Origin of the sequence: Streptomyces sp. NPDC051677 (genome assembly GCF_044453465.1) — a bacterium.
Classification (GTDB): Bacteria; Actinomycetota; Actinomycetes; order Streptomycetales; family Streptomycetaceae; genus Streptomyces.
This window is the reverse complement of record NZ_JBITCT010000001.1, coordinates 614,700-635,494: the sequence shown is the minus strand read 5'-3', so window position 1 is coordinate 635,494 and position 20,795 is coordinate 614,700. Positions and strand designations below refer to the sequence as shown.

The 20,795-nt window shown below is 72.4% G+C and carries 16 protein-coding genes and 1 pseudogene; 5 read left to right on the top strand and 12 right to left on the bottom strand.

The features are described from left to right. Positions 1–37: 37 nt before the first annotated feature. The 3 genes and pseudogenes from ACIBAF_RS02770 to ACIBAF_RS02760 form a co-directional block, all read right to left on the bottom strand. Entirely contained in the window at positions 38–778 is a 741-nt protein-coding gene (locus ACIBAF_RS02770; protein WP_399461271.1) for a response regulator transcription factor, read from the bottom strand. A 98-nt stretch (positions 779–876) separates the two neighbouring features. After that, positions 877–2,073 (bottom strand): annotated as a pseudogene (locus ACIBAF_RS02765) (FAD-dependent oxidoreductase); the annotation flags it as partial. Between the two features lie 43 nt (positions 2,074–2,116). After that, positions 2,117–3,004: an LLM class flavin-dependent oxidoreductase gene (locus tag ACIBAF_RS02760; RefSeq protein ID WP_399461270.1), complete on the bottom strand. Its 888-nt coding sequence runs from the start codon at positions 3,002–3,004 to the stop codon at positions 2,117–2,119. Positions 3,005–3,150: 146 nt separating this feature from the next. Here ACIBAF_RS02760 and ACIBAF_RS02755 point away from each other — a divergent pair, with 146 nt between their 5' ends. Further along, entirely contained in the window at positions 3,151–3,774 is a 624-nt protein-coding gene (locus ACIBAF_RS02755; RefSeq protein WP_399461269.1) for a hypothetical protein, read from the top strand. A gap of 79 nt (positions 3,775–3,853) precedes the next feature. Here ACIBAF_RS02755 and ACIBAF_RS02750 read toward each other — a convergent pair whose 3' ends face one another. Further along, entirely contained in the window at positions 3,854–5,068 is a 1,215-nt protein-coding gene (locus tag ACIBAF_RS02750; protein WP_399461268.1) for an RNA-guided endonuclease InsQ/TnpB family protein, read from the bottom strand. A 51-nt stretch (positions 5,069–5,119) separates the two neighbouring features. Between ACIBAF_RS02750 and tnpA the strand changes: the two genes are divergently transcribed. Next, positions 5,120–5,548, top strand: coding sequence for an IS200/IS605 family transposase (tnpA, locus tag ACIBAF_RS02745; protein WP_399461267.1), 429 nt, complete (start codon positions 5,120–5,122; stop codon positions 5,546–5,548). Between the two features lie 104 nt (positions 5,549–5,652). Beyond that, positions 5,653–6,291 carry an HAD family hydrolase gene (locus ACIBAF_RS02740; protein ID WP_399461266.1) on the top strand — a complete coding sequence of 213 codons (639 nt, stop codon included), beginning with the start codon at positions 5,653–5,655 and terminating at the stop codon, positions 6,289–6,291. Positions 6,292–6,431: 140 nt separating this feature from the next. On the opposite strand, the gene ACIBAF_RS02735 is transcribed toward ACIBAF_RS02740, so the two are convergent. Beyond that, on the bottom strand, positions 6,432–7,055 hold the full coding sequence (locus ACIBAF_RS02735) for a 2'-5' RNA ligase family protein (protein WP_399461265.1): 624 nt from the start codon (positions 7,053–7,055) through the stop codon (positions 6,432–6,434). Positions 7,056–7,069: 14 nt separating this feature from the next. Continuing rightward, positions 7,070–8,551 (bottom strand): helix-turn-helix transcriptional regulator, encoded by a 1,482-nt coding sequence (locus ACIBAF_RS02730; protein WP_399461264.1) that lies wholly within the window; start codon positions 8,549–8,551, stop codon positions 7,070–7,072. A gap of 279 nt (positions 8,552–8,830) precedes the next feature. Here ACIBAF_RS02730 and ACIBAF_RS02725 point away from each other — a divergent pair, with 279 nt between their 5' ends. Then, the gene (locus ACIBAF_RS02725) at positions 8,831–9,319 is read left to right on the top strand and encodes a DUF6415 family natural product biosynthesis protein (RefSeq protein WP_399461263.1); all 489 of its coding nucleotides are present in this window, start codon (positions 8,831–8,833) and stop codon (positions 9,317–9,319) included. A 501-nt stretch (positions 9,320–9,820) separates the two neighbouring features. Here ACIBAF_RS02725 and ACIBAF_RS02720 read toward each other — a convergent pair. From ACIBAF_RS02720 to ACIBAF_RS02695, 6 genes are all read right to left on the bottom strand, one after another. Beyond that, complete coding sequence (locus ACIBAF_RS02720; RefSeq protein WP_399461262.1) at positions 9,821–10,882, bottom strand: glycoside hydrolase family 5 protein; 1,062 nt, start codon at positions 10,880–10,882, stop codon at positions 9,821–9,823. A gap of 219 nt (positions 10,883–11,101) precedes the next feature. Next, positions 11,102–12,142, bottom strand: coding sequence for a rod shape-determining protein (locus tag ACIBAF_RS02715; protein WP_399461261.1), 1,041 nt, complete (start codon positions 12,140–12,142; stop codon positions 11,102–11,104). Between the two features lie 158 nt (positions 12,143–12,300). After that, complete coding sequence (locus tag ACIBAF_RS02710; protein ID WP_399461260.1) at positions 12,301–16,455, bottom strand: SAV_2336 N-terminal domain-related protein; 4,155 nt, start codon at positions 16,453–16,455, stop codon at positions 12,301–12,303. Beyond that, entirely contained in the window at positions 16,445–17,503 is a 1,059-nt protein-coding gene (locus tag ACIBAF_RS02705; protein ID WP_399461258.1) for an AAA family ATPase, read from the bottom strand. The genes ACIBAF_RS02710 and ACIBAF_RS02705 overlap by 11 nt, the downstream gene beginning before the upstream one ends. Before the next feature lie 61 nt (positions 17,504–17,564). Beyond that, positions 17,565–19,316, bottom strand: coding sequence for a trypsin-like peptidase domain-containing protein (locus ACIBAF_RS02700; RefSeq protein ID WP_399461257.1), 1,752 nt, complete (start codon positions 19,314–19,316; stop codon positions 17,565–17,567). After that, a complete protein-coding gene (locus tag ACIBAF_RS02695; RefSeq protein WP_399461256.1) occupies positions 19,313–19,639 on the bottom strand; it encodes a CU044_2847 family protein in 327 nt (108 codons plus the stop codon). The genes ACIBAF_RS02700 and ACIBAF_RS02695 overlap by 4 nt, the downstream gene beginning before the upstream one ends. A gap of 161 nt (positions 19,640–19,800) precedes the next feature. On the opposite strand from ACIBAF_RS02695, the gene ACIBAF_RS02690 reads away from it, so the two are divergent. Next, entirely contained in the window at positions 19,801–20,679 is an 879-nt protein-coding gene (locus tag ACIBAF_RS02690; RefSeq protein ID WP_399461254.1) for a RimK family alpha-L-glutamate ligase, read from the top strand. Positions 20,680–20,795 lie beyond the last annotated feature (116 nt).

Here is a 20,795-nt window from a genome sequence, read left to right as displayed (position 1 = left end):
GCCACCCTTGCCACCTTTGCCGCCCTTGTCATCCTTGTCACGACGAAGCACGGCGTTTGCCCTTCGCCGGGTCGGTCAGCTTGTAGCCGACGCCGAAGACCGTGAGCAGCCGGTCCGGCCGCCGCGGGGTGCGCTCGATCTTCTTGCGCAGGTTCATGACGTGCACATCGACGGTGCGGCCGCTGATGAACTTGTCGAAGCCGTGCAGCTCCGCCAGCAGTTGCTGTCTGGAGAAGACCCGGTCGGGCTCCGCCGCCATCGCCGCGAGGATGCGGAACTCCCCGGGCGTGCACACGACCGGCGTCCCGCCGACCGACACCTCGTGGCGCACCGGATCGACCCTGAGCGTCCCCACCGACAGCGCGTCGTCCTCCTCGACGGGGGCGGGCACGGGTTCGGGGGCGGAGGAGCGCTTGTTGCGGCGCAGCAGCGTGCGGATCCGGGCCACCAGCTCACGCGGGCTGAACGGCTTGGTCATGTAGTCGTCGGCGCCGAGATCCAGCCCGAGCAGCAGATCGTCCTCGGTGCTTCGGGCCGTCAGCATCAGCACCGGCACCTCCCGGGACTCGGCGCGCAGGATCCGCACGACGTCGAGACCGTCGGCCCGGGGCATCATCACATCGAGCACCACCAGGTCGGGTTCCCGGTGCCGTACCGCTTCGAGAGCCGCACGGCCGTCCTCGACGACCGTGACCGCGTGTCCCTCGTGCTCCAGGTAACGGCGCACCAGTTCTGCCTGCTTCGTGTCGTCTTCGGCGACCAGGATGTTTGCGCACACGCCGAGGATCGTAAGCGAGCCTTTGACCGGGGGACGGCGGTAAGTGGCTTTGCCCCGAAGGGAGTTCCGCCGGCGAGGCGGCCGGCCGGCGCGGGTGATCAGGAGGTCGGGGCGGCCGGGACGGGGGAGTCCCACTCCAGTTGGCGGACGAGTTCGTCGTCGCCGGGCCGCCGGGGCGCGGGAGTCGCCCCGGCGGCCCGGGACGGCGCCTGGACCCCCCGGGAGATGTTTCCGCTGACGGTGGTGTTGTGCTCCACGCGCGGCCGGCGCAGCGCCTCGTAGCGCACGAGCGCGGAGTCGACGTCCTGCGCGTCGCGCACGCACTTGGCGAGGACCACCGCGTCCTCCAGGGCCAGGGAGGCGCCCTGCCCGGTCGCGGGGGAGGCCGCGTGGGCCGCGTCCCCGATGAGCAGGGTCCGCCCGGAGCGCCACGGGGCGCCGTTGGGCATCTCGGTGGCGTTGGTGACCAGGACGGGCGCGGTGGTGGCCGCGACGATGTCCGCGGCGGGGGTGGGGTCCTCGCGCAGCAGCCGGACCAGCAGGTCGCGCCACCGGTCGGGGGCGGCGCCCGCCGTCTCCTCGGCGGTCAGGGGAGCGTCGGCGCCGACGCGGGCGAACCAGTACGTCTCGCCGTCGGGTGACGTCGCGTGGCCGAAGGCGGCCGTGCTGCCACGCACCATCGTGATGCACGCGGCCCGGTCGACGGCGGCCTTCGGCGCGGCGCCGGTGTAGCCGTAGAAGACGCGCTGTCCCGCGTAACGGGGCCGTGCGGCGGGGGCGACGGCGCGGCGGACGGTGGAGTTGAGGCCGTCGGCGCCGATGAGCACGTCGCCCGACGCCGTGCTGCCGTCGGCGAAGTGCGCGGTGATGCCGTCGGGCCCGTCCTGGACGGAGGCGAGCCGGGCGCCGTGGACGAGGGGGATGCCCCGCCGCACGGCCTCCACCTGCAGGGCCGCGTTGAGCTCGCCGCGCCGCAGGCACCGGTACCGCAGCCGGGGGTCGTCGGCCTCGCCGAGCGGGACGTGTGCCAGCTCGGCGCCCGTGTGGTCCGTCACGTGCATCGAGGTCAGCGGGAACCCGAGCGCGGTGACCGCGGGGGAGGCGTCGAGCTGCGCGACGGCCCGCAGGCCGTTGCTCGCCAGGGTGAGGAACGCGCCGATGTCCTCGGCGGAGTCGGGGTGCGCCTCGTACACGGTGACCTCCCGGCCCGCCTTGCTCAGCGCCAGAGCCGCCGCCGTACCGGCCGTACCGCCGCCGATGACCAGGAAACGCGTCATGCTCACCCCACTCGTCGTGTACTTCGCCGTACGGACCTTCGCATGAGCGCGCGCCCCGGCGTCAGTCCGCGGCCGGCCCGGTGCGAAGGGCGCCCAGGACGGCTTCGAGCTGACGGAGCGGCTCGGCGCCCACGAGGCGCAGGACGACCGTGTCCGCGCCGGACGCCGCCAGGGCGCGGATGTCGCCGACGGCCTGCGCAGGCGTCCCGGAGACGGTGAACACCTCCTCCTGCGGGCGGCCCAGCCAGGCGCCGTGGCCCTCGGTGTGGGGGTGCAGGGTCCGGGCGACCTCGTCGGGGTCGTCGCCCACGCACGCGAAGGAGAACACCGTGAGGGTGTGGTCGGTTCCGGCGCCGCCCTTCGCCGTCAGCGCGCGGATGTTCTCCAGGTCGCTCGGGCCGTGGCCCTCGGCGATCAGGGTGCCGTCCGCGACCCGGCCGGACAGTTCGAGGGACCGCGGCCGGACCACCCCGGCCACCACGGGCGGCGCCTGCGCCGGCGGATGCACCAGCTGGACGCCGTCCAGCCGGACTTCCCGCCCGTCCACCTCGACCCGCTCGCCGCGCAGCAGCGCGCGCACGGAGGTGATCGTCTCCTCCAGCAGGGCCAGCGGCGACCGGGGCGCGACGCCGACCGAGACCATCCACTCGCGCACGCCGTGCCCGATCCCGGCCACGAGCCGCCCCGGGAACACCCGGGCCAGCGTGGCCAGTTCCATCGCCAGCAACGCCGGACTGCGCAACGGCGCCGGGGCGATCCCGATGCCGACGCGCAGCCGCTCGGTCGCCCCCAACGCGACGGCCGCCGCCGACACCCCGCCGTTCCACCCGAGGTCCTCGACCACCCACAGATCGTCCACGCCGAGCGCCTCGACCTGCCGCGCGAACCCGGGGAGCCCTTCCGGCGCCCAGTCGCGGTCGAACATCACACCGATCCGTAGGTTCGTCATGCTCAGGAACCTACGGCGTGGGCGCCGGTCGGATCAACGGCGTATGCGGATCGACGGCGACCCCACCCGATGGTTCTCCCCCGCCAACCGGGCGGGACCTCCCGGCGGGTCCGGCATGGCGTCATGCCGAGGCGCATCATGCCCGGATGCTGATGACCATGGACGACCGCCCCAGCCTTCAAGGAGTCCGGCCGCCGCCATCCGTCGGCGCGGCCCCTGACGCTTCCGGTCAGTCGGGGGTCATCGGCATCGCGCTCGCCGCCGTGCTGACGGCCGCCTTCGCGCAGGGCTCCTGGCAGTGGTTCGCCACATACATCGGTGTGACGCTTCTCGCGGTGATCTTCTCCTACTACCGGCCGCCGACATGGACGCCCGGCCTGGCATCCGTGTACATGCGGAGTACGGCCGCGTTCTCCCTGGTCGTCGGCCTGTGCGTGGCGATCACCCTGGCCCCCGTGCTGCAGCGCTCGGCGTGGCTGTTCCCGATGCCGGGCACGCGACGCGGGTGCCCGGAGACAGGCAGGTACGAGGGCATCCAGGCCGAGGCCGCGCTGGCGAACCTGGTCGGCCGCGACAAATCCGCCCTGGCTCACGCCCAGCAGGCCAGGATCCATGAGGCCGTCGCCGACTGCCTGTCAGCGACGACAACCCTGTGGCTGCCGGCGTACGCGTTCGGGGTGGCGGCACTGGTGGCTCTGACCATGTGGTACGCGGACCGAGCCCGGACGAGGAGGAACACGGCAGCCGCTGCATCCCTCCAACGGAGGTGACCGGCCACCAGTGATTCCGCAGTAACCGTAGGATCCCGAGGTGGTGACTCCTCCCCCTCGTAAACGAGGGGGCTTCTCGCTATGCCTGGTTGGCGTCGCGACGGACCAGCCCGGCCCGTAGAACGTTCAGGGCGCCCACCGTGTCCGCGTGCGCGTTGTGGCCGCACGAGACGCAGTGGAACTTCTCCTGTGTGGGCCGGTTCTCCTTGGCGGTGTGCCCGCATTCGGGGCACCGCCGGGAGGTGTTGCGGGGGTCCACGGCGATCACTTCCCGTCCGGCGCTTTCAGCCTTGGCGTGCAGGATCGTCAGGAACACCCCCCATCCGGCATCGTTGATCGAGCGATTCAGCCCGGCCTTCGCGGCGGCCCCGTTGGGCAGGAAGCTGCCCGGTTGGTCTGGGTCGGGCTTCGGCGCGGGGGCCTTGCTCATGTTGCGGATCTTGAGGTCTTCGTGCGCGATGAAATCATGCTCACGGACCAGACCAAGCGTGGTCTTGTGCGCGTGGTCGAGGCGCTGGCGTCGCACCTTGCCGTGCAGCTTGGCGACCTTCTCCACGGCACGCTGGTGGTTGGCGGTGCGGTCCTTGGCCTTGCGGCGTGGGAACCGGGACAAGGCCTGTTGCGCGGCTTCCAGCTTCGCGGCGGCCTTCCGGCCGTGGCGCGGGTTGGGCACGAACTCGCCGTTCGAGTCGGCGAGGAAGTTCGCTACGCCCATGTCGATGCCGACGACACTGCCCGTGTTCGGCAGCGGCTCGGGCTGTTCCTGCTCCGCGGTCAGCACGACGAACCACTTACGGCCCTCGCGTTTGACGCTGACGGTCTTGACCCTGCCGATCACCGGCCGGTGCTGGTTGACCTTGACGTGTCCGACGCTCTGGAAGCGGACGCGGGTCACCGGATCGTGCGGGGTGGAGTCCCACCGGCAGCCGTCCCCGTCCTTGGGAAAGTCCACCGTGTCGAACCAGTTCACGCCGCGAAAGCGCGGATAGCCGGGCGTCTCGCCGGCCTTGATCCGGCGGAAGAACGCGGCGAGCGCCTTGTCGAGACGCCGCAAGGTGGCCTGCTGGGAGGAGAACGACCAGCGGCCCTGACGCTCCGGGTCGAACGCGCGGACGTCCTTGAGCTGTGCGGACTGCATCCCGTACTTGATGCTCGTCTTCGACGCGTGCCGGTAGGCGTCGCGGCGTTCCTGTAACGCCCCGTTGTAGAGCGAGCAGTGATCGGCCAGCATCGCGGTCAACGCGGCGGCCTGGCCCACGGTGGGCCGCATGAGGAACTTGTACGCACGGATCATCCGGCCCACCCCCTTCCGGTCGAGTTCGCTTGATCATACTACGCTTGGTCTATGTCACCACGCTGGGAACCAAACCCCGATATCCGACGAGGCCGTCACGTCATCTACAACCTCCACGCACATCTGGTCTTCGTCACCAAATACCGGCGCGGCGTCTTCACCGACGACATGCTGACCCGCTGCGAAGAGGTCATGCGCGACGTATGCGCGGGCTTCGAGGCAGAGCTTCGGGAGTTCAACGGCGAGGCCGACCACGTACACCTGTTGGTGCACTACCCGCCGAAGGTCGCCCTGTCCAAGCTGGTCAACAGCTTGAAGGGCGTCAGCTCCCGCTACCTGCGGCAGGAGTACACGGGCACGACGAACCGGGCGATCATGCACGGCCACCTGTGGGCCCCCTCGTACTTCGCCGGTTCCTGCGGCGGCGCGCCAATCCAGATCGTCAAGGACTACATCGAGAACCAGAAGCGACCCGACTGACCGTCACCACAGAAGCGCAGAGAACTCCGGCGCTCCGCGCCTCCGGGCCAGGGATCGTATTCCCTCCCGGCGTAAACGCCGGGATTCCCTGCGAAGATCAAAGGATGGAAACCATGGTGTTCGACGTCGGCGAGACGATCACGCGGGACGATCGATACTGGGGCTCCTGGGCCGACTGGCTGGCCATCCCCCGACACACCCTTTCCGCTCTCGTAGGGGCCGTCGTCGCAGCGGGTCGGGACAACGCCGACGCTCTGCGGCTTGCGCGGCCAGGCATCGACGTCAGGGCCGAATACCGTGCACGTGAAGCGGCCGGACGCGGCGAATATCTCGACGAAGGCGATCTCTACGACGACGTCAGGCCGTCCCTCGCGGCACTCCGCAGCGCTGGAGTGCGCGTCGTCATCGCAGGCAATCAGACCGCGTGCGCCGGTGAGTTGCTACGGGGCCTGGACCTTCCGGCGGACGTGATCGTGACGTCCGGGGACTGGGGAGTCGCCAAGCCTCAGCCGGAGTTCTTCGAACGGGTGCTGGAGGTCGCGAACGCTCCAGCGGACCGGACTCTGTACGTGGGTGATCACCCAGCCAACGACGTCTTCCCGGCGAAGGCGGCGGGGCTGCGCGTCGCACACCTTCGGCGCGGGCCGTGGGGTCACCTGTGGGCCGATGACCCGGAGGTCGTGGCGGCGGCGGACTGGCGGATCGACGGTCTCTCCGAACTCGTCGCGATCGCCGAAGGCTGACCCAGGCAGGCATGCCGGCACGCACCCACGGAGGTGCGGCCACGCCGTCCTCGACGTCGACCAGCACCTCGGCAGCGGGCACGCCCACTGCCTCCCGGCCGAGTTGGAAGGTCCGGTGGCAGTCGATTGTGGGTCAGTCCTCAGCCGAGTGGAACGGTCGCGAAGGCCTCCCACTCGTACATCTGGTTGTCGCGATGCAGGACGATCAGCTCTGCCGAGGTGATGCGGGCGTGTGCCGGCCGGACCTCGAGACGGTCGAAGACGCCCGTGACCGGTTGGGCCGGACCGTCACTTGCGCTGTAGGCGACGGAGACGTGTGGGGTAAAGCCGTCCGCCTTCTCCGGTACCTCGCCGAGAACGTTGCCGATCGCGTCGCGGATGGCGTTGCGGACGTCACGAACGGGGCCGTCGGGGTGGACGTGCAGCAGGATCGCTTCGGGGTCCGGGACGGCCGGACCGATCTGGAGATCGAATGCTGGGACGGCGGCGAGCCTGTCCTGGGCCGCATCCAGGATGGCGTGGACGTCCTGCTCCTTGGCCTCGCCGACGAATCCGATGCCCTGCATGGTCAGGTGCAGCCATCGGTCAGGGATGGGGGTGAGGACGTCTCCGAGAGGCGCGAGCGCTGCCCGGTACTCGGCGGCGAGCCGGTGGACGTCGTTCTGGCCCTCGAAGGTGAGATGCCAGGTGTAGAAGCGGCGGCCCACACTCCAACCTGGCCGCCACCACCAGTGATTCCGCATGGTCTCGGGACGAGTCGTCATAGCTTGCGATCAAATCAGGTAGAGCCCCCTCCTGGCGAGAGCGCAAGGTTGCGTGGGGCCGAGTCCAAGCAGAACTCTTCGATGGCCGCGCGCAGCCCGATCGCCGCGGTCCCGCCAGCGTATGGCTGGCCGATGCTCGTGGAGAGCTCCTGCAAGCGGCGCGTAACCGGCGCGAGGCGATGGTCCGGCGGGAGTGTGAGCACGGGCATGAGGGCTTCGAGAGCGCCCTCTGCCTCACCAGTGGCGAGGTGCGCCGCAGCCTGGATGATGTGGACCTGAGCCTTGGTGCCGTACGCCCGGACCGGCTGGACCGCCAACAGACCGAGAGCGTTGTCGGCGGCTCGCAAGGCATCGGCAACATGGCCGATCCTCATACGGACGGCTGCCGCGTAGTTCTCCTGCCGAGCGGGCTGGCAGGCGAAGATGCCACCGATTTCGTCCTCACCGGTCGCGGAACCTCGTGCATCGCCTGCGCGACCGAGTGCCGCCAGCGCCTCGCGCTCGGCACCCAACTCGGACCACGCGTCGGCCTCCTGGCAAGCGAGGAGCACCGCCGCGCTGCCGGTCGTGCGGTACGTGCCACCGCGCCGGGCGAAGTTGACTGCCTCCCGCAGACGGCCGTCCCAGAACGCCACTTTGGAGCGAGTCGACAGTACCCAGGCCCGCAATTCGTTGTGGCCCGCGAGTTCTGCGCAGAGCCATGCCGTACGCCCCTGCGTGTCGGCGTCCCGAAGCTGCCCCAAGTCGGAGGACATCCACGCGAGCAGTCCGCACAGGTAACCGGCGGCAACGTACAGGTCGGTCGACTGGCGCGGGTATTGGTGGCCTTCGAGCAGCGTGAACACGCGGTCGCGCAGTCTCCGGGTTCGTATGAAGAGAGCGACTGGATCGGACGTCAGGTAGTCGGAGGCCAGCGTCCGCGTCTCGGCCATGAACTGTTCGAGCGCGATGTCGCCGACGTTCGAGGCCTCCACCCATTGCGCCCAGGTCGCGGACTCGTCGGCGGCGAGGCGTACGACCTCGGATGCGGCGGGTTCGGGTGCCGCAGCAAGGGGTTGCGGCGCGACCAGGAGGGCGGTCTGTTCCGTGACCGTCGGCTGGTTGCTGATGACGCGAAGGTCCGCCTCTGGCAGGCATCGCCGGTCGTCGAGGTCGAGGAGATCTGGGACGCGGCATCCGAAGGCTGTGGCCATGGCGAACAGGACCGGCAAGCTCGGCCGACGGGACGAAGGTCCCGGCCACTTCTCCCACTTGCCCACGAGCGAGGCGTCGGCGGCCACGGCCTCCCCGGGGCGCTGGTCGCTCGCCCGGGTGATGTGGTCGGCTACCTCCTGAAGGGTCCACCCATGCGCGTGCCGCCAGGCTTCTCGCGGGCGCATCCGGTATCGGCTGCGCATCTCGACGGCGATGTCCGCGACTGTGCCACCAGCGGCAGTCACGTCCTGTCGGAGGGCGTCCCGATCCGCCTTTGAACCGGGCTTGACGGGGGCGTTCATCGGCAACTCCTTGTACGGCGTTGTGGACTCACCGTAATGGTGTCGTCGCTCATCCGGGTGAGCGACAACCGGAAACCGGTGCCTTCCCCGCCCAATCAGGAGTCCAAAGGCGCGGATTACCCCTGGTCGGAAGGCTGTCGCGTGTCCAGAGAAGTTGGACAGCGACGCCCGCGACTCCAACTCCCGTCCTTGGAACCGTAGGAGAGCGACGGGACCCCCGCGACCGAGCGACCGGTCCGGGGGCATGGCCAACGCCCAAACCTGAGAAGGAGCGTCGACATGACGAACGGTACCGCCCCGCCTGTGGAGAACACACGGGACGCCAAGATGACGATCAGGGTGTACAACGTCACCCATGAGGGCCCGGTCACGCCGCCGCGCACCACGGTCGTCGTGCCTCGCGAGGTCGGCCACACAGCACCGCCCGTGGACCTCGCAGTGATGCGCGAAACCGTGGAGATCGTGCTGAACCCGGATGCCGCCCCGGAAGCGCTCTCCCTGCCCGCCGACGAGATGGTCACGCTGACGCGGACCCTGCGCGGGCACCTGGAGCTGCTGATCCCCGTGGTCGAGCAGGCCGCCGGGAAGCTGGGCAAGGAGAGCGTCCCTCGGTACTGCGCACTGGCCTGCGTCGGGGAGGCACGCGGGAAGCTCCGCGCCGGGCCGGACACGAGACTCGGCGGGGACATCGGTCACGCCCGCCGTCTGGCCCGCGTGCTGAACGCCCTGTGCGACCATCACGAGAAGATCGGCGGCGACCACCCGTGACGGCGGCGACTGCGACGACCGACCCCGAAGCCCTGTCCGCCGAGTGCATGCTGGGGCGCAAGCCCGGCTACGAGGACGTACACGCTTGGTGCCGCCGGCTCAGGGACGTCCCCCTGCCGCACTCCACGAACGTGGTGCTCGTGCCCCGCTGCCGCTGCCCGTGCCATCGGCGGCCGCCGACGAGGGACCTCTCGTGACTCTCGGTCGATCACCGGCCTCTTCGTCTACATGGCGGCCGTGACTGCCCCGGTCCTCGTCCAGGTGCTGGCGCGGGCACCGTACTGACCGGCATCCCCATGGCGGCCGCTTCGGGCCACGGCCGCACCAAGAGTCCCGTCGTGGGCGGCCCGCACCGCGTCTGCCGACGTGATCCCCGGGCCGCAGCGCCGAGTTCGCCGGCGCCTGCCGAATGCCGAACGGGCTGGGCCTGCCGACCGTCAGGTCGGCAGGCCCAGTGCGCAGGTGGGCCGTGAGCCCTCACACCTCAGCGTTCGAGAGACGTCACCCCTTGACCGGCTTCCCCCGGCCCCAGCCCCATGCGAGGCGGTCCGCGCCGGACTGGTTGGTGGTGGCCAGCCAGGGGCGGGATGCGGGGCCGGTGAGCTTCTGCAGGGAGTACGTGTCGTCGGTGCGCAGGCCCGGCCAGTACACGGAGCCCATCTTCAGCTCGCGGAAGGTGTCCGTGACGGCCTGGAGGTAGTTGATGAAGTTGTTGTCCGGGGTCTTCACGTTGTAGTTCAGCCCGGTCGTCATCGGGGAGCCGAACTCGTCCGCGACGGTCCGGTTCGCGCAGTCGCCGATGCGCACCTTCAGGTCGGCCACCCACTGGTCGTAGGTCGCGTAGTCCTTCCAGAACCCGTAGTGGTGCAGGGAGAGGTAGGTGCCCTTGAGGCGCGGGTCGGCGCAGACCGTGGTCACGTGGTCGTTGTAGCCGGCGCCGCTGACGAACACCCGGTTGCGCGGGACCTTCGAGTACGTCGACAGCCACTTCGCCGCGATGTCGGCCCACGCGGTGTCCGTGTAGCCGTGCGGCTCGTTCATCGGCTCGAAGTAGACGCGGCTGTCGTTCTTGTACGCCTTGACGACGGTGTCCCACATCGGCCAGTACGTGGCCTCGTCGTCGATGAAGCCGTCCTTGCGGTCACCCGTGCCCTCCCAGTAGGAGACGATGACCTTGAAGCCCTGGTCGGAGGCCGCGTCGATGACTCCGCGGTAGGACTTCCAGTACGCGCCGTTGACCGTGTACGGGTTGATCGGCAGCCGGACCGTGTTGGCGCCGAGGTTCGCGCGGAACGCCGCGATGATCCGGGTCGCCTTGGCGTAGGTCTGCTGGTAGGTGTCGGTCGTGGACAGACCGGACAGCTGGAGCAGGTCGTCGGCGAAGTTGTCGCGGGGGTCGGCCCAGTTCACACCCTTGAACTGGGTGGTGTCGGCAGCCGGGCGAGCGGTGGCGGAGGCCGGCGTGGCGGCGAGGGTGCTGCCGCTGACCGCGGCCACGGCGACCGCGACGAGAGTGGCGCGCAGGCGGGGGGAGAGGGAGGCTCTGGCGGGGGACTGGCGCATGGACGTGCCCTTTCGGCTCTGATGTTTGCGTAAACATCGGAGCCCCGCAATGGCTGATGTTTGCGTAAACATGGCGGCGCCGGAATCGTGGCACCCGGCCGGGTGATCGTCAAGGTTTCACGCGCGTAACGTTTGCTGCCGCCTGTGGTTGCCCGCCTGTGGTCGTCCGTCTGTGGTCGTCCGCTTGTGGTCGCCCCCTGCGGTTGTCGCCGCCTGCGCTCAGGCGGTGGCGATCGGCTCCAGCGTCAGCGGCTCGATCCTCCCCTCCAGCATCGCGCCCAGACCCTGTGCGGCGCAGATGTCGGGCCGTTCGGCGATGTGCACCGGCATGCCGGTGGCCTGGCGCAGCATCTGGTCGAAGCCCGGCAGCAGGGCGGAGCCGCCGACCATCATGATCCCGCGGTCGGCGAGGTCGGCCACCAGGTCGGGCGGGCACTCGCGCAGCACCCGGCCGATGCCGTCGAGCACGGCGGTCAGCGGCGTCTCGATGGCGTCCCGGACGGCGGCGGTGTCGACCCGCACGGAACGCGCGAGGCCCGTGGCGACGTCCCGCCCGTGGATCTCGGTGGAGGACGGCCCGTGCGGGGTGAGGCCGTTGCCGGAGAGGGCGAGCTGCAGGGGCCGTACGGACTGGCTGGGCAGCATCAACTCGTGCTCGTGGCGCAGGTGTTGGACGATCGCGTGGTCCACTGCCTCGCCGCCGACCGGGATGCGTTCGGCGGTCACGATCGAGCCGAGCGAGAGCACGGCGACCTGGGTCGCGGCCGCCCCGCACACCATGATCATGGTGGCCTCGGGGCGTTCGACGGGGAGCCCGCAGCCGACGGCGGCGGCGATGAGCGTGTCGACGAGTTCCACGCGCCGCGCGCCGAGCCCGACCAGCGTCTCGATCGCGGCGCGCTGGGCGAGCGGGTCGGCGTCGTGCGGGGTGCAGGCGGCGGCCCGCAGGAACGGCTTGCGCCGCAGCTGCCGGCGGATCTTGTCGCCGAGGAGGTGACGCAGCATGCGCTGCGCCATCTCGATGTCGACGACCGTGCCGCCGGAGACCGGCCGCACGACGCGGATGTAGTGCGGCGTGCGCCCCGTCATCTTCTCGGCGAACTCGCCGACCGCGATCAGCGCGCCGGTGCGGGTGTTCACGGCGGCGGCGGACGGCTGGTCGACGACGAGCCCGGCCCCCTTCACGTACACCCGCGTCCGTGCCGCTCCCAGGTCGACGGCGAAGTGGCAGCGGCGCAGCTGCTCCAGACTGGCGGTCATGGCGGGTCCTCCCGAGAGCACAGACCGTGGCGGCCGCCGGTCGGTCGGCCTCCTTCGCATCGTGCGGGCGGGCGGAAGGGGCCGCCTTTTCAGGTGGGCCGGGTGGGGCGCGGCCGAACGGGTCACGTCCTTGTCGGTCACGGCCCTGCCGCGTCCCCCTACACCGTGCGGGCCGCCTCCAGGACGGGGGTGAGCGAGGAGACCGTCGCGTCGCAGCCCGCCTCGATCAGGGCCTGTTCGGCGGTGGGGTTGCGGGCGAGACCGATGAAGCGCAGGCCCACGGTCTTGGCGGCGGCGAGCTCGGCGAGCGTGGAGCCGATCAGGACGCCGGTGGCGGCGGGCGTGCCGAGCGTGCGCAGGGCGCGCAGCAGACAGTGCGGGTCCGGCATGAGGCGCCGCAGGTCGTCGTCGCGGCCGTGAACGCCGGCCAAGGGCAGCCGGTAGGTCTCCAGGGAGCGGCGCACGGCCTGCTCGCACACGTCCGTGACCACTGCGACCCGGCGGCCGGCGCCGTGCAGGGTGCGCACGAGGACGACGGAGTGGTGCGTCGTCGGCGCGTCCGGTACGGCCCTCAGCTCCAGCTCGTCGAGACGGTCGCGCAGGAGCGGGCCGAGGCGGTCGTGGGCGAAGGTGCGCAGCACGTCCAGCGGGTGCACGAACAGCTCCCGACCCGCTGCGTCCGGGTCGCCCGGCGGACGACCCGCCAGGGCGTCCTCGGGGTCGCGGTGCTCGGCGACGAGGGAGAGCAGGTCGAGGGCGGCCGCGCGGGCGGTGGGGGCCGTGAACAGGCGGGTCAGCGGGCCGTCGAAGCCGAACAGGACCGTCTCGGCGTCGGCGAGCAGCTCCGCCGGCGGGCGCGCCGCGGAGGCGGCCGGCCGAGGCGCCTGCGGGGGCGGCGCGTAGTCCGGCGCCAGCGTCACCGCACACGTCACCGCCAGCCCCGGCACCGGCCACCGGCCGAGCTGGGCGTTGACCGCCCGCTGCGCCCCGGCCGCCCGGCGGAGGGAGTGGTGACGGGTGATCCGCGACCCCGCCTCCAGCAGATGCGCCAGCAGCCGCCCGGACACGTCGGCGGCCTCCGCCCGCACGAACGCCACCGGGTCCGCCACCCGCCAGGACAGCTCCACGGCCGCCCTGAACTCGCCCTTGCCGGAGCTGGGCAGGGAGACCCGGTGGACGGCGCGCTGCGGGCTGAGATCGACCTCGTAGTACGTCGTCGGGCCGGACGGGCGTCCGCCGTACGGGTCGACGGGGTTGAGGAGGGCGAGGGGGCCGTCGGGACGCGTGTGCACGATCGCGGTGCGGCCGGGGGCGGGTATCCCCAACTGCCGCAGATCACGGGTGAGCAGCGGCCCCCGCACCAGATCCCGCTCCTCGTCCTCGGCGCGCGGCGCGGGCAGCGGGCAGTACCAGGCGAGCGGCGGCCCGTCCGGGACGTCGCCGTACAACGGCCGGAAACGGTGCGGCCCGGAGGCGGCGGAACTCTGCGCGAAGTCGTCGTAGAGGGCGGGGTGGACGGTGAGGAGGACGGGCGCGGTGACGTCGGACGCGGACGTGGGGGACTGAGGGCCATGCTGGAACGTCACGCGCAGGCGCGGCGCTTCGGCCAGGTCGGCGAGGGGCCCGGGGAGCCAGCGGAGGGCGGCGGCGAGGACGGGGAGCAGGTAGGCGTCGGGGTGGACCTGGACGACGTAGCCGTTCTGGCGGACGTGGATCTCGTACTGCTGGGGGGTGAGGTCGCCACGGGTGAGGACCTCGTGGACGGCCAGTTCGAGGGTGATGCGGGATTCGGGGCGGGCGTCGAGGTCGGCGTCGGTCTCGAAGCGGAGGACCGAATCGGCGCCGGGCGTGGTGAGCTGGTCGGTCTGCCGGGTGCGGGCGGGCGGGACGTGCTGTTCGTCTGGGCGCCGGCCCTCCTGGAGGGGGGCTTCGAGGAATGTCAGGCGCAGGAGCCTTTCGACCCCCCGCAGTTGGACGTCCTGATCGTCGGACGCCAGGTCGGTGACGGCGGAGTGCAACGTCTCGGCGAGCTCGTCCGCCGGGGACGGCGCCGGTTCGGGGAGCGTGAGCCGCGGCGCGTCCGAGCGGCTGCTCCCGTGCTGCATCGCGTGCACGATGCGCCCCAGAGCGTGCAGATCCTCCGCACGGCTGCCCGACCCGAAGCGCAAGGGGTCGAGACAGGTCAGCACCGGCCCGCGGGGCGAGACGATCACCTGTGACGCGTTCAGATCGCCGATCGGCCGCCCCAGCTCGTGCAGGGCGGTCACCGTCGCGGCCAGCGCGGGGACGAGAGCGATGAGCTCGGCCGGGGGCAGGCCGTGCCGCGTCTGCCTGATGTGATGGCTCAGGTTCCGGCCTTCGACGTACTCGCGCACCAGGTACGGAACGCCGTCCTCCAGTCCGTGGTCTTTGATCGCCGCCACGCCGGGGTGGCGGATTCGGCCGAGGCCCTGCGCGATGCCGGCGAATTCGCTCAGGAGCCACTGGGGCGCGCGGGGGTACCTGCGCACCAGTACCGTGGCGCCGTCGTCCTGCATGTCCGTTGCCAGCTGCCAGTCGCTGAACTCCGACGTCACGTTGTCGCCCAGGCGGTAGCGCCCCGCGAGCAGTCCGGCGCCCGCCGAGGCCCCGCCCAGCCGCCGTACCGTCTCCTCGCTCACCGTCGCGAACGCCGGGCCCGTGACCGTGTCGGTGTCGGCGCCGTCGGGCTCGGGGGCGGATGTCTGCGCACGGAAGTCGCCCGCCGTGTGGCCCGCCTGTTCGTCGATCAGGCCGCCGATGTGTGCCAGGAGTTCGCGGGTGCGACCGCGGGTCGAGCGGGGCAGGGTGCGTAGCAGGAGGTCGCGTACGCCGGGACGGAAGTCGTAGGAGCCGGGCGGTCCGGGGGCGGTGGTGAGCATGCCGCTGAGGATGACCTCGGCCAGGTGCTGGGGGCGCGGGTCGCGGTTCACGGCGCGTTGGACCAGGCGCATCACCGGCACGGAGGGCACCGCGAGGGCCAGGTGACCGGCCAGCCGGAACGCCTCCGGGGAGGCGGTGGCGCGGAAGCGCAGGACCAGGTCCTGGGCGGGGAGCTCGGCCGGGTCGGGGGCCTGAGGTCCGGCGGCGAGGGGAGGGGCCGGGGTCGGGGCCGGGGGGAGCCAGGCAGCCGCGCCCGGGGTGTGGGCGCCGCCGGGGCCCGCCACCAGCGCCGCCCAGTTGGCCAGCCAGGGGGCGCCCGGTTCCAGGACGGGCAGAGGGAGTGACGCGGCCGGCGGCGGTTCCGCCTCGGGGTCGTAGGGGCGGAACGTGAGGGCGGAGAGCGGGGCCGCCGTGGTGGGGGAGGAGAGCAGCCCCGGCTCGGCCGGCAGCGCCGTCGTCGGCCACAGGCGCTCGGGCAGCGGCTGGACGACGGCCAGCGGCATCCGCGTCGCCCAGTGCCGCAGGACGCCGTACCAGAGTTCGCCCGCCGGGCCGGGGCGCCACTGCGGGCCCATGCAGTCGCTGACGACGAGCGTGACCGTCCGGCCGTCCGCCGGGGCGGGGACGTGCAGGGCCCGGCCGTCGGGCGTCGCCGGGTGCAGGGTGACCGTGCGGAAGACGCCCGACTGGGCCAGGACGGTGTGCAGTTCACGGATGAGGGGCCGCCAGACCGGCATCGTCGGGCCCGTGTCGTGGACGAGGCTGAGGCGCAGCCAGCGGTCGCGCGCGGGGCGCAGGACGGGCAGCCACACGTCGGGGTGGGCGCCCAGCCGGGCGATGCGGTCGGCCGTCGCCCGCTCGTCGAGGAGCCGGGCGCGCGCCGCCGGCACCGTCCGCTTCAGCGGGCGCAGGGCCCGCTGGAGGGCGAGGGGGTGCGGGAGCATCGGCGGGGCGGGCGCGAGGACGGGCCTGCTCGCGGCCGTGGAGGCGGGGGAGGCGGTGGCGGGGGAGGGGGGTGCGGGGTCCGGGTGCGGTTGCGGGGCGGGGAGGTGCAGGGGGATGCGGTCGGTGGGGGACGGGGGCTGGGATGCAGGGAGGGGCGAAGGCGCTGCCGGCTGGTTCTCGCGGTCGGCGGGCGAGGGCGCGTCGGGAGCCGGGGGCGTCGACGGGGGCGCGGCCTCGACGCCGGTCGGGTCCCCGCAGACCTCCGGCTCCGGGCGGCCCGACTCCCGTGCCAGCCACAGCAGTTCGGCCAGCTCGCGGGGCGTGGGCGCGGTGCCCGACGCGGCCGTCAGCAGTGCGCTCAGTCGGTCCAGGGCGGACGGGGGCCCCGTCTCGTCACCCCTCGGCGGCTCCTCCCTCGGCGGCTCCGCCCTCGGCGTCTGTGACCTCGGCGGGTTCTCAGAAGCCATCGCCGTCCGCCGTCGTGCTCAGGTAGGGCATCAGCTGTTCCGCCAGGGCGTCGCGGGAGTCCGCGTCGAGGCCGGCGACGCCGGTGAGGTAGAGGGCGTTCAGCAGCTGGTCGGTGGCGAGTTCGCCGTCGGCCGCACGGGTCAGGAAGCGGTTGATGAGGTGTTCCGCCTCGCCGGGCGGGGTGTCGAGGTGGGCCCGGACGATCTCGGTGAGCTGTGCGCGGTCGGGCCGGCGCAGCTTCAGCCGGACGCAGCGGCGCAGGAAGGCGGGCGGGAACTCGCGCTCGCCGTTGCTGGTCAGGACGACGAACGGGAAGGCGCGGCAGCGGACCCGGCCGCGGGTGACGGCGACCGGGGCGTCCGAGCCGTCGGCCAGGACCTCGGCGGTGGCGTCCTCGGTGGAGCGGCGGGCCGCGCGCAGCAGCTCGGGGATCTCGTACTGGCCCTCCTCCAGGACGTTCAGCAGGTCGTTGGGCAGATCGAGGTCGCTCTTGTCGATCTCGTCGACCAGGAGGGCGCGGGGACGGTCGTAGGGGAGCAGGGCGGTGCCGAGGGGGCCGAGGCGCAGGTGGTCCTCGACGCCCTCGGCGCCGGACAGCTCGACCGGCTCCTCGGCGCCGGAGCGGCCGGTCCGTTCGCGCCAGGCCGCCTGTCGGGCCGCGTACAGCCGGGACAGCGGGTCGTACTGGTAGAGGCCGTCGGCCAGGGTGGAGCGGCTGGTGATGTTCCAGCGCAGCACCGGACCGAGCCCCAGCTCACGCGCCACCGCGTACGCCAGCGAGGACTTGCCGGTGCCGGGCGGGCCGGTGACCAGCAGGGGGCGGCGCAGCACCAGGGCCGCGTTGACGAGCTGGACGCTCTCCGGGGTGGCGACGTAGGAACGGGCGCGGTGGACGCGGTCGGGGGAGACGGCCGCCTCGTCGTCGGCGTCCCGGGGCGGCGGTACGACGGGCTCGCCGTCGAACGCGCGCCAGGGCGGCGGCTCGGGCAGCCGGTCGATGCCGTCGTGGGGGTCGCTGTTCCCGGTGTAGACGGACCAGTGCGGCATGGTTCTCCGAAACTCGGCGGTACTCGATGTGACTCAGTGGGGGGCCGTGGGGGCGGGTGGCTCAGGCCACCGGGGAGTGGGCGTGGGCGGGCGCTTCGCCGTGCGGGTCGGTGAAGACGCGCGGGTCGTCCCACAGCAGTTGGATGTCGTGCGCCCAGTGGCCGTCCTCCGCGTCGGCCTCCTCCCGCAACGCCAGGACGCGGCGCGGGAGTTCGGCGGGCGGGACGCCGGACAGGCAGGTGTCGAGCTCGTCCAGGAAGGTCTTGCCCGCGCAGCCGTCCCCGCCGGCGCAGGGCTCGTCCGGGCCGGTGGCGCAGCCCTCGCGGGACCAGACGACGATCGGGGCGGGCGCGTTGAGCGAGGATTCGAAGTGGGGGCGGGTGCGGGGCGCGGCCGGGGCGGTGGCGAAGCCGGCGAGACAGGCGTCGTCCTGACGCAGCCGCATCCGCAGCCGGCGCGGCTCCTCGGGGTTGCCGCACTCGACGCGGTGCACGCGCGCGCCGGGCAGGGAGTCGAGCCGGTTCCACACCCGGGTCAGCTGGTGCCGGACGCCCGCCCGGCGGCGTGCCTGGTCGGTGACGACCAGCGGGTACACACAGCCGAGCGGGGTGTCGTCGTCGGGGGTGCTCGCCCAGCGGTCGACGGGCAGGTCGATCCAGTCGCGGGGCAGCGCGAACGTGATCAGCTCGTCGCAGCCGGGGGTCAGATACCGGAAGGCGGCCTCGATCCGGTCCTGCACATAGGCGCGCAGCCCGGCCTGCGGGACGGTGTCGGAGCCGACCGGATGCCGGCGGCCCCCGCTGTACGCGGACACCTCGACGCGGACGTGTCCGTCGCCCGCGCCGCTGTGCTGGAGGTCGACGAGGATGGGCGACCACTCCGGTGCCGCGGCCGTCTCGAAAGGGGTCTCGGCGGGGGTCTCGGCGGGGGTCTCGACCGGGGTCCGGAACATGGACTCCACGTGGGCGGTGAAGCGGGCGACGGCGGCGGCCGCGTCGTCGCCGTCGACCTCGCACAGCACGAACAGGGCCGCCGACCACAGGGAGTCGAAGCCCTCCTCGGGCGCGTCCGGGTCCAGCGGGCCGCGGGACGCCTCGTACAGCTGCACGCGCCGCCCGGGGTCGCCGTCCAGGCCCGCGCGGACGGCGCGCTCGACGAGTCCGCGCAGCCGGGCGCGGTCGGCGGTGCGGTGGTCGGAGGTGGGGACCAGACCCTCCAGGGCGGGCCAGTAGCGGGCCATGACCTCGGTGGGCATCATCCGCCCGTTGTGCACGCCCCGGTCGCCGGCGGCCGCGGTGACCATGCCGACGACCTCGCCGGTCTCGACGAGGGTGACGGCGGCGCCGCTGAACCCCGGCGCGAGGGGCTGCCCGCCGGGCTGCCACGCCTCCAGCTGGATCCACTCGCGGTTGAGCAACTGGGCGGCGGTGATGCGGTATTCGGCGAGGGTGCCCTCGTCGAAGCCGACCGGGAAGCCGTAGACGAGGAGCTTGCGGGGCCGGTCGGGCCGCTGTGCGTGGGCCGCGTCCACCGGCGCGAGCGCGGCGGGCGCGATCGGCACGTCGTGGGCCAGCTCCAGGACGGCCAGGTCGCCGAGGTCGGTCGAGCCGCCGCCCCAGCCGCCGTCGGCGATCACCCGGGCCGGTACGGCCAAGGAGCCGGGGCGCTCGGTGAAGGTCACCGTCAGGGCGTCCGCGGCGGCCTCGTGCACGACGTGGGCGCAGGTCAGCACCCTGCGCGGGGTGACGAGGAAACCCGCGCCCACCACCTCGCCGGCCCTCTCGATCCGGGCGTGCCACTCGGCGCTCTTCATGAGGGGGAGGAGGGCGACCAGGTCAGTCGTACGACGAGGTGGCCCTCGGCCGTGCCCTTGGCGATGATCGCGCCCGTCTCCGCCGACAGTTTCACCCCGAACTCGATCTCCACGCCGTCCGGCCGTAGCGTGCCGTCCCGGAAGACGCGCAGCGCCGACTCGGCGGCGGCGCGCACACCGTCCAACGCGCCCTCGAAGGTGCGGGCCGCCTGGACCGTGCCGTCGCCCCGGGCCACCAGGCGGGAACCGGGCCGCCTCTCCGTGACCGCCTCGACGGCGATCACGGCGCCGTCGTCGGTCTTGAACTCCACCAGTCCGTCCACGGTGTCCCCGTTACCCCTTCCAGTTCAACTGCGGCTCTGCGCACATCCATTGTCACGGACGGTTCTTGAGATTGTCCCGCGTTCGCCGAGCCTTCGTCGTGATCGCGGACCGTTGTTAGCCTTCAGGCGATCGGACTGTCGTACGAAGGGTGGAGTCCGTCGTGGCCCGTATCGCACTCGTCACCTATGACCCCCGGCCCGAGCCGAGCAGGGACCGCGATCTGCCCGTGGTGCGGGCGGCGCTGGAGCGGGCCGGGGCCGAGGCGGACGGGGTCTTCTGGGACGACCCGGACGTCGACTGGGCCTCCTACGATCTCGTCGTCATCCGTTCGACCTGGGACTACAGCTGGCGCGCGGACGAGTTCACGGCCTGGGCGCAGAAGGTCGCCGACGTCACCCGGCTGGCCAACCCGGCCGCCGTGGTGCGCTGGAACGCCGACAAGCGGTATCTGGGGGAGCTCGCGGCGGCCGGAGTGCCGACCGTCCCGACGCGCTACCTCGCGCCCGACGACCCGGCCGACCTGCCCGCCGACCATGAGTACGTCGTCAAGCCCACCTCCGGGGCCGGCGCCCGCTATGCCGCCCGCTACACGCCTGACCAGCACGAGACGGCCCTGCGGCAGCTCGCGCGGATGCACGACGAGGGGCTGACGGCGATGGTGCAGCCGTATGTGCGCGGCATCGACGACGGCGGTGAGCGGGCCCTGCAGTTCTTCGGCGGACGGCTGCTGCACGCCAGCCGCAAGCGGGCGGTCCTGGCCCCCGGCACCGCCTACGACGCGCAGAAGGTCGCCCACCCCGGCCTGGAGCCCTGGACCCCGACCCCGGCCGAGATCGCCGTCGCCGAGCGCGCCCTGGCCGCCGTGCCGGACGCGCCCGAGCTGCTCTACGCCCGGGTCGACCTCGTGGACGGCGACGACGGGCAGCCCTGCGTGATGGAGCTGGAACTGGTCGAGCCGAACCTCTTCCTGTTCCTGCACCCGGAGTCGGCGCCGGCCGTCGCGGCGGCAATCGTGGCGGCGGCGGCCGGCCCCCGCTGAGGACGACCGCCGCCACCTGCGACGGCCGCCGCCTGCGACGGCCGCCGCCTGCGACGGCCGCCGCCTGCGACGGCCGGCGCCTGCGGATACCACCTGCGACGGCCGGCGCCTGCGGA

What these genes read in the sequence shown, in the direction of transcription:
- ACIBAF_RS02760 (WP_399461270.1), bottom strand. Translation starts at nt 3,004, where the DNA reads ATGACGAACCTACGGATCGGTGTGATGTTCGACCGCGACTGGGCGCCG.
- ACIBAF_RS02755 (WP_399461269.1), top strand. Translation starts at nt 3,151, where the DNA reads ATGCTGATGACCATGGACGACCGCCCCAGCCTTCAAGGAGTCCGGCCG.
- ACIBAF_RS02750 (WP_399461268.1), bottom strand. Translation starts at nt 5,068, where the DNA reads ATGATCCGTGCGTACAAGTTCCTCATGCGGCCCACCGTGGGCCAGGCC.
- tnpA (WP_399461267.1), top strand. Translation starts at nt 5,120, where the DNA reads ATGTCACCACGCTGGGAACCAAACCCCGATATCCGACGAGGCCGTCAC.
- ACIBAF_RS02740 (WP_399461266.1), top strand. Translation starts at nt 5,653, where the DNA reads ATGGAAACCATGGTGTTCGACGTCGGCGAGACGATCACGCGGGACGAT.
- ACIBAF_RS02735 (WP_399461265.1), bottom strand. Translation starts at nt 7,055, where the DNA reads ATGACGACTCGTCCCGAGACCATGCGGAATCACTGGTGGTGGCGGCCA.
- ACIBAF_RS02730 (WP_399461264.1), bottom strand. Translation starts at nt 8,551, where the DNA reads ATGAACGCCCCCGTCAAGCCCGGTTCAAAGGCGGATCGGGACGCCCTC.
- ACIBAF_RS02725 (WP_399461263.1), top strand. Translation starts at nt 8,831, where the DNA reads ATGACGAACGGTACCGCCCCGCCTGTGGAGAACACACGGGACGCCAAG.
- ACIBAF_RS02720 (WP_399461262.1), bottom strand. Translation starts at nt 10,882, where the DNA reads ATGCGCCAGTCCCCCGCCAGAGCCTCCCTCTCCCCCCGCCTGCGCGCC.
- ACIBAF_RS02715 (WP_399461261.1), bottom strand. Translation starts at nt 12,142, where the DNA reads ATGACCGCCAGTCTGGAGCAGCTGCGCCGCTGCCACTTCGCCGTCGAC.
- ACIBAF_RS02710 (WP_399461260.1), bottom strand. Translation starts at nt 16,455, where the DNA reads ATGGCTTCTGAGAACCCGCCGAGGTCACAGACGCCGAGGGCGGAGCCG.
- ACIBAF_RS02705 (WP_399461258.1), bottom strand. Translation starts at nt 17,503, where the DNA reads ATGCCGCACTGGTCCGTCTACACCGGGAACAGCGACCCCCACGACGGC.
- ACIBAF_RS02700 (WP_399461257.1), bottom strand. Translation starts at nt 19,316, where the DNA reads ATGAAGAGCGCCGAGTGGCACGCCCGGATCGAGAGGGCCGGCGAGGTG.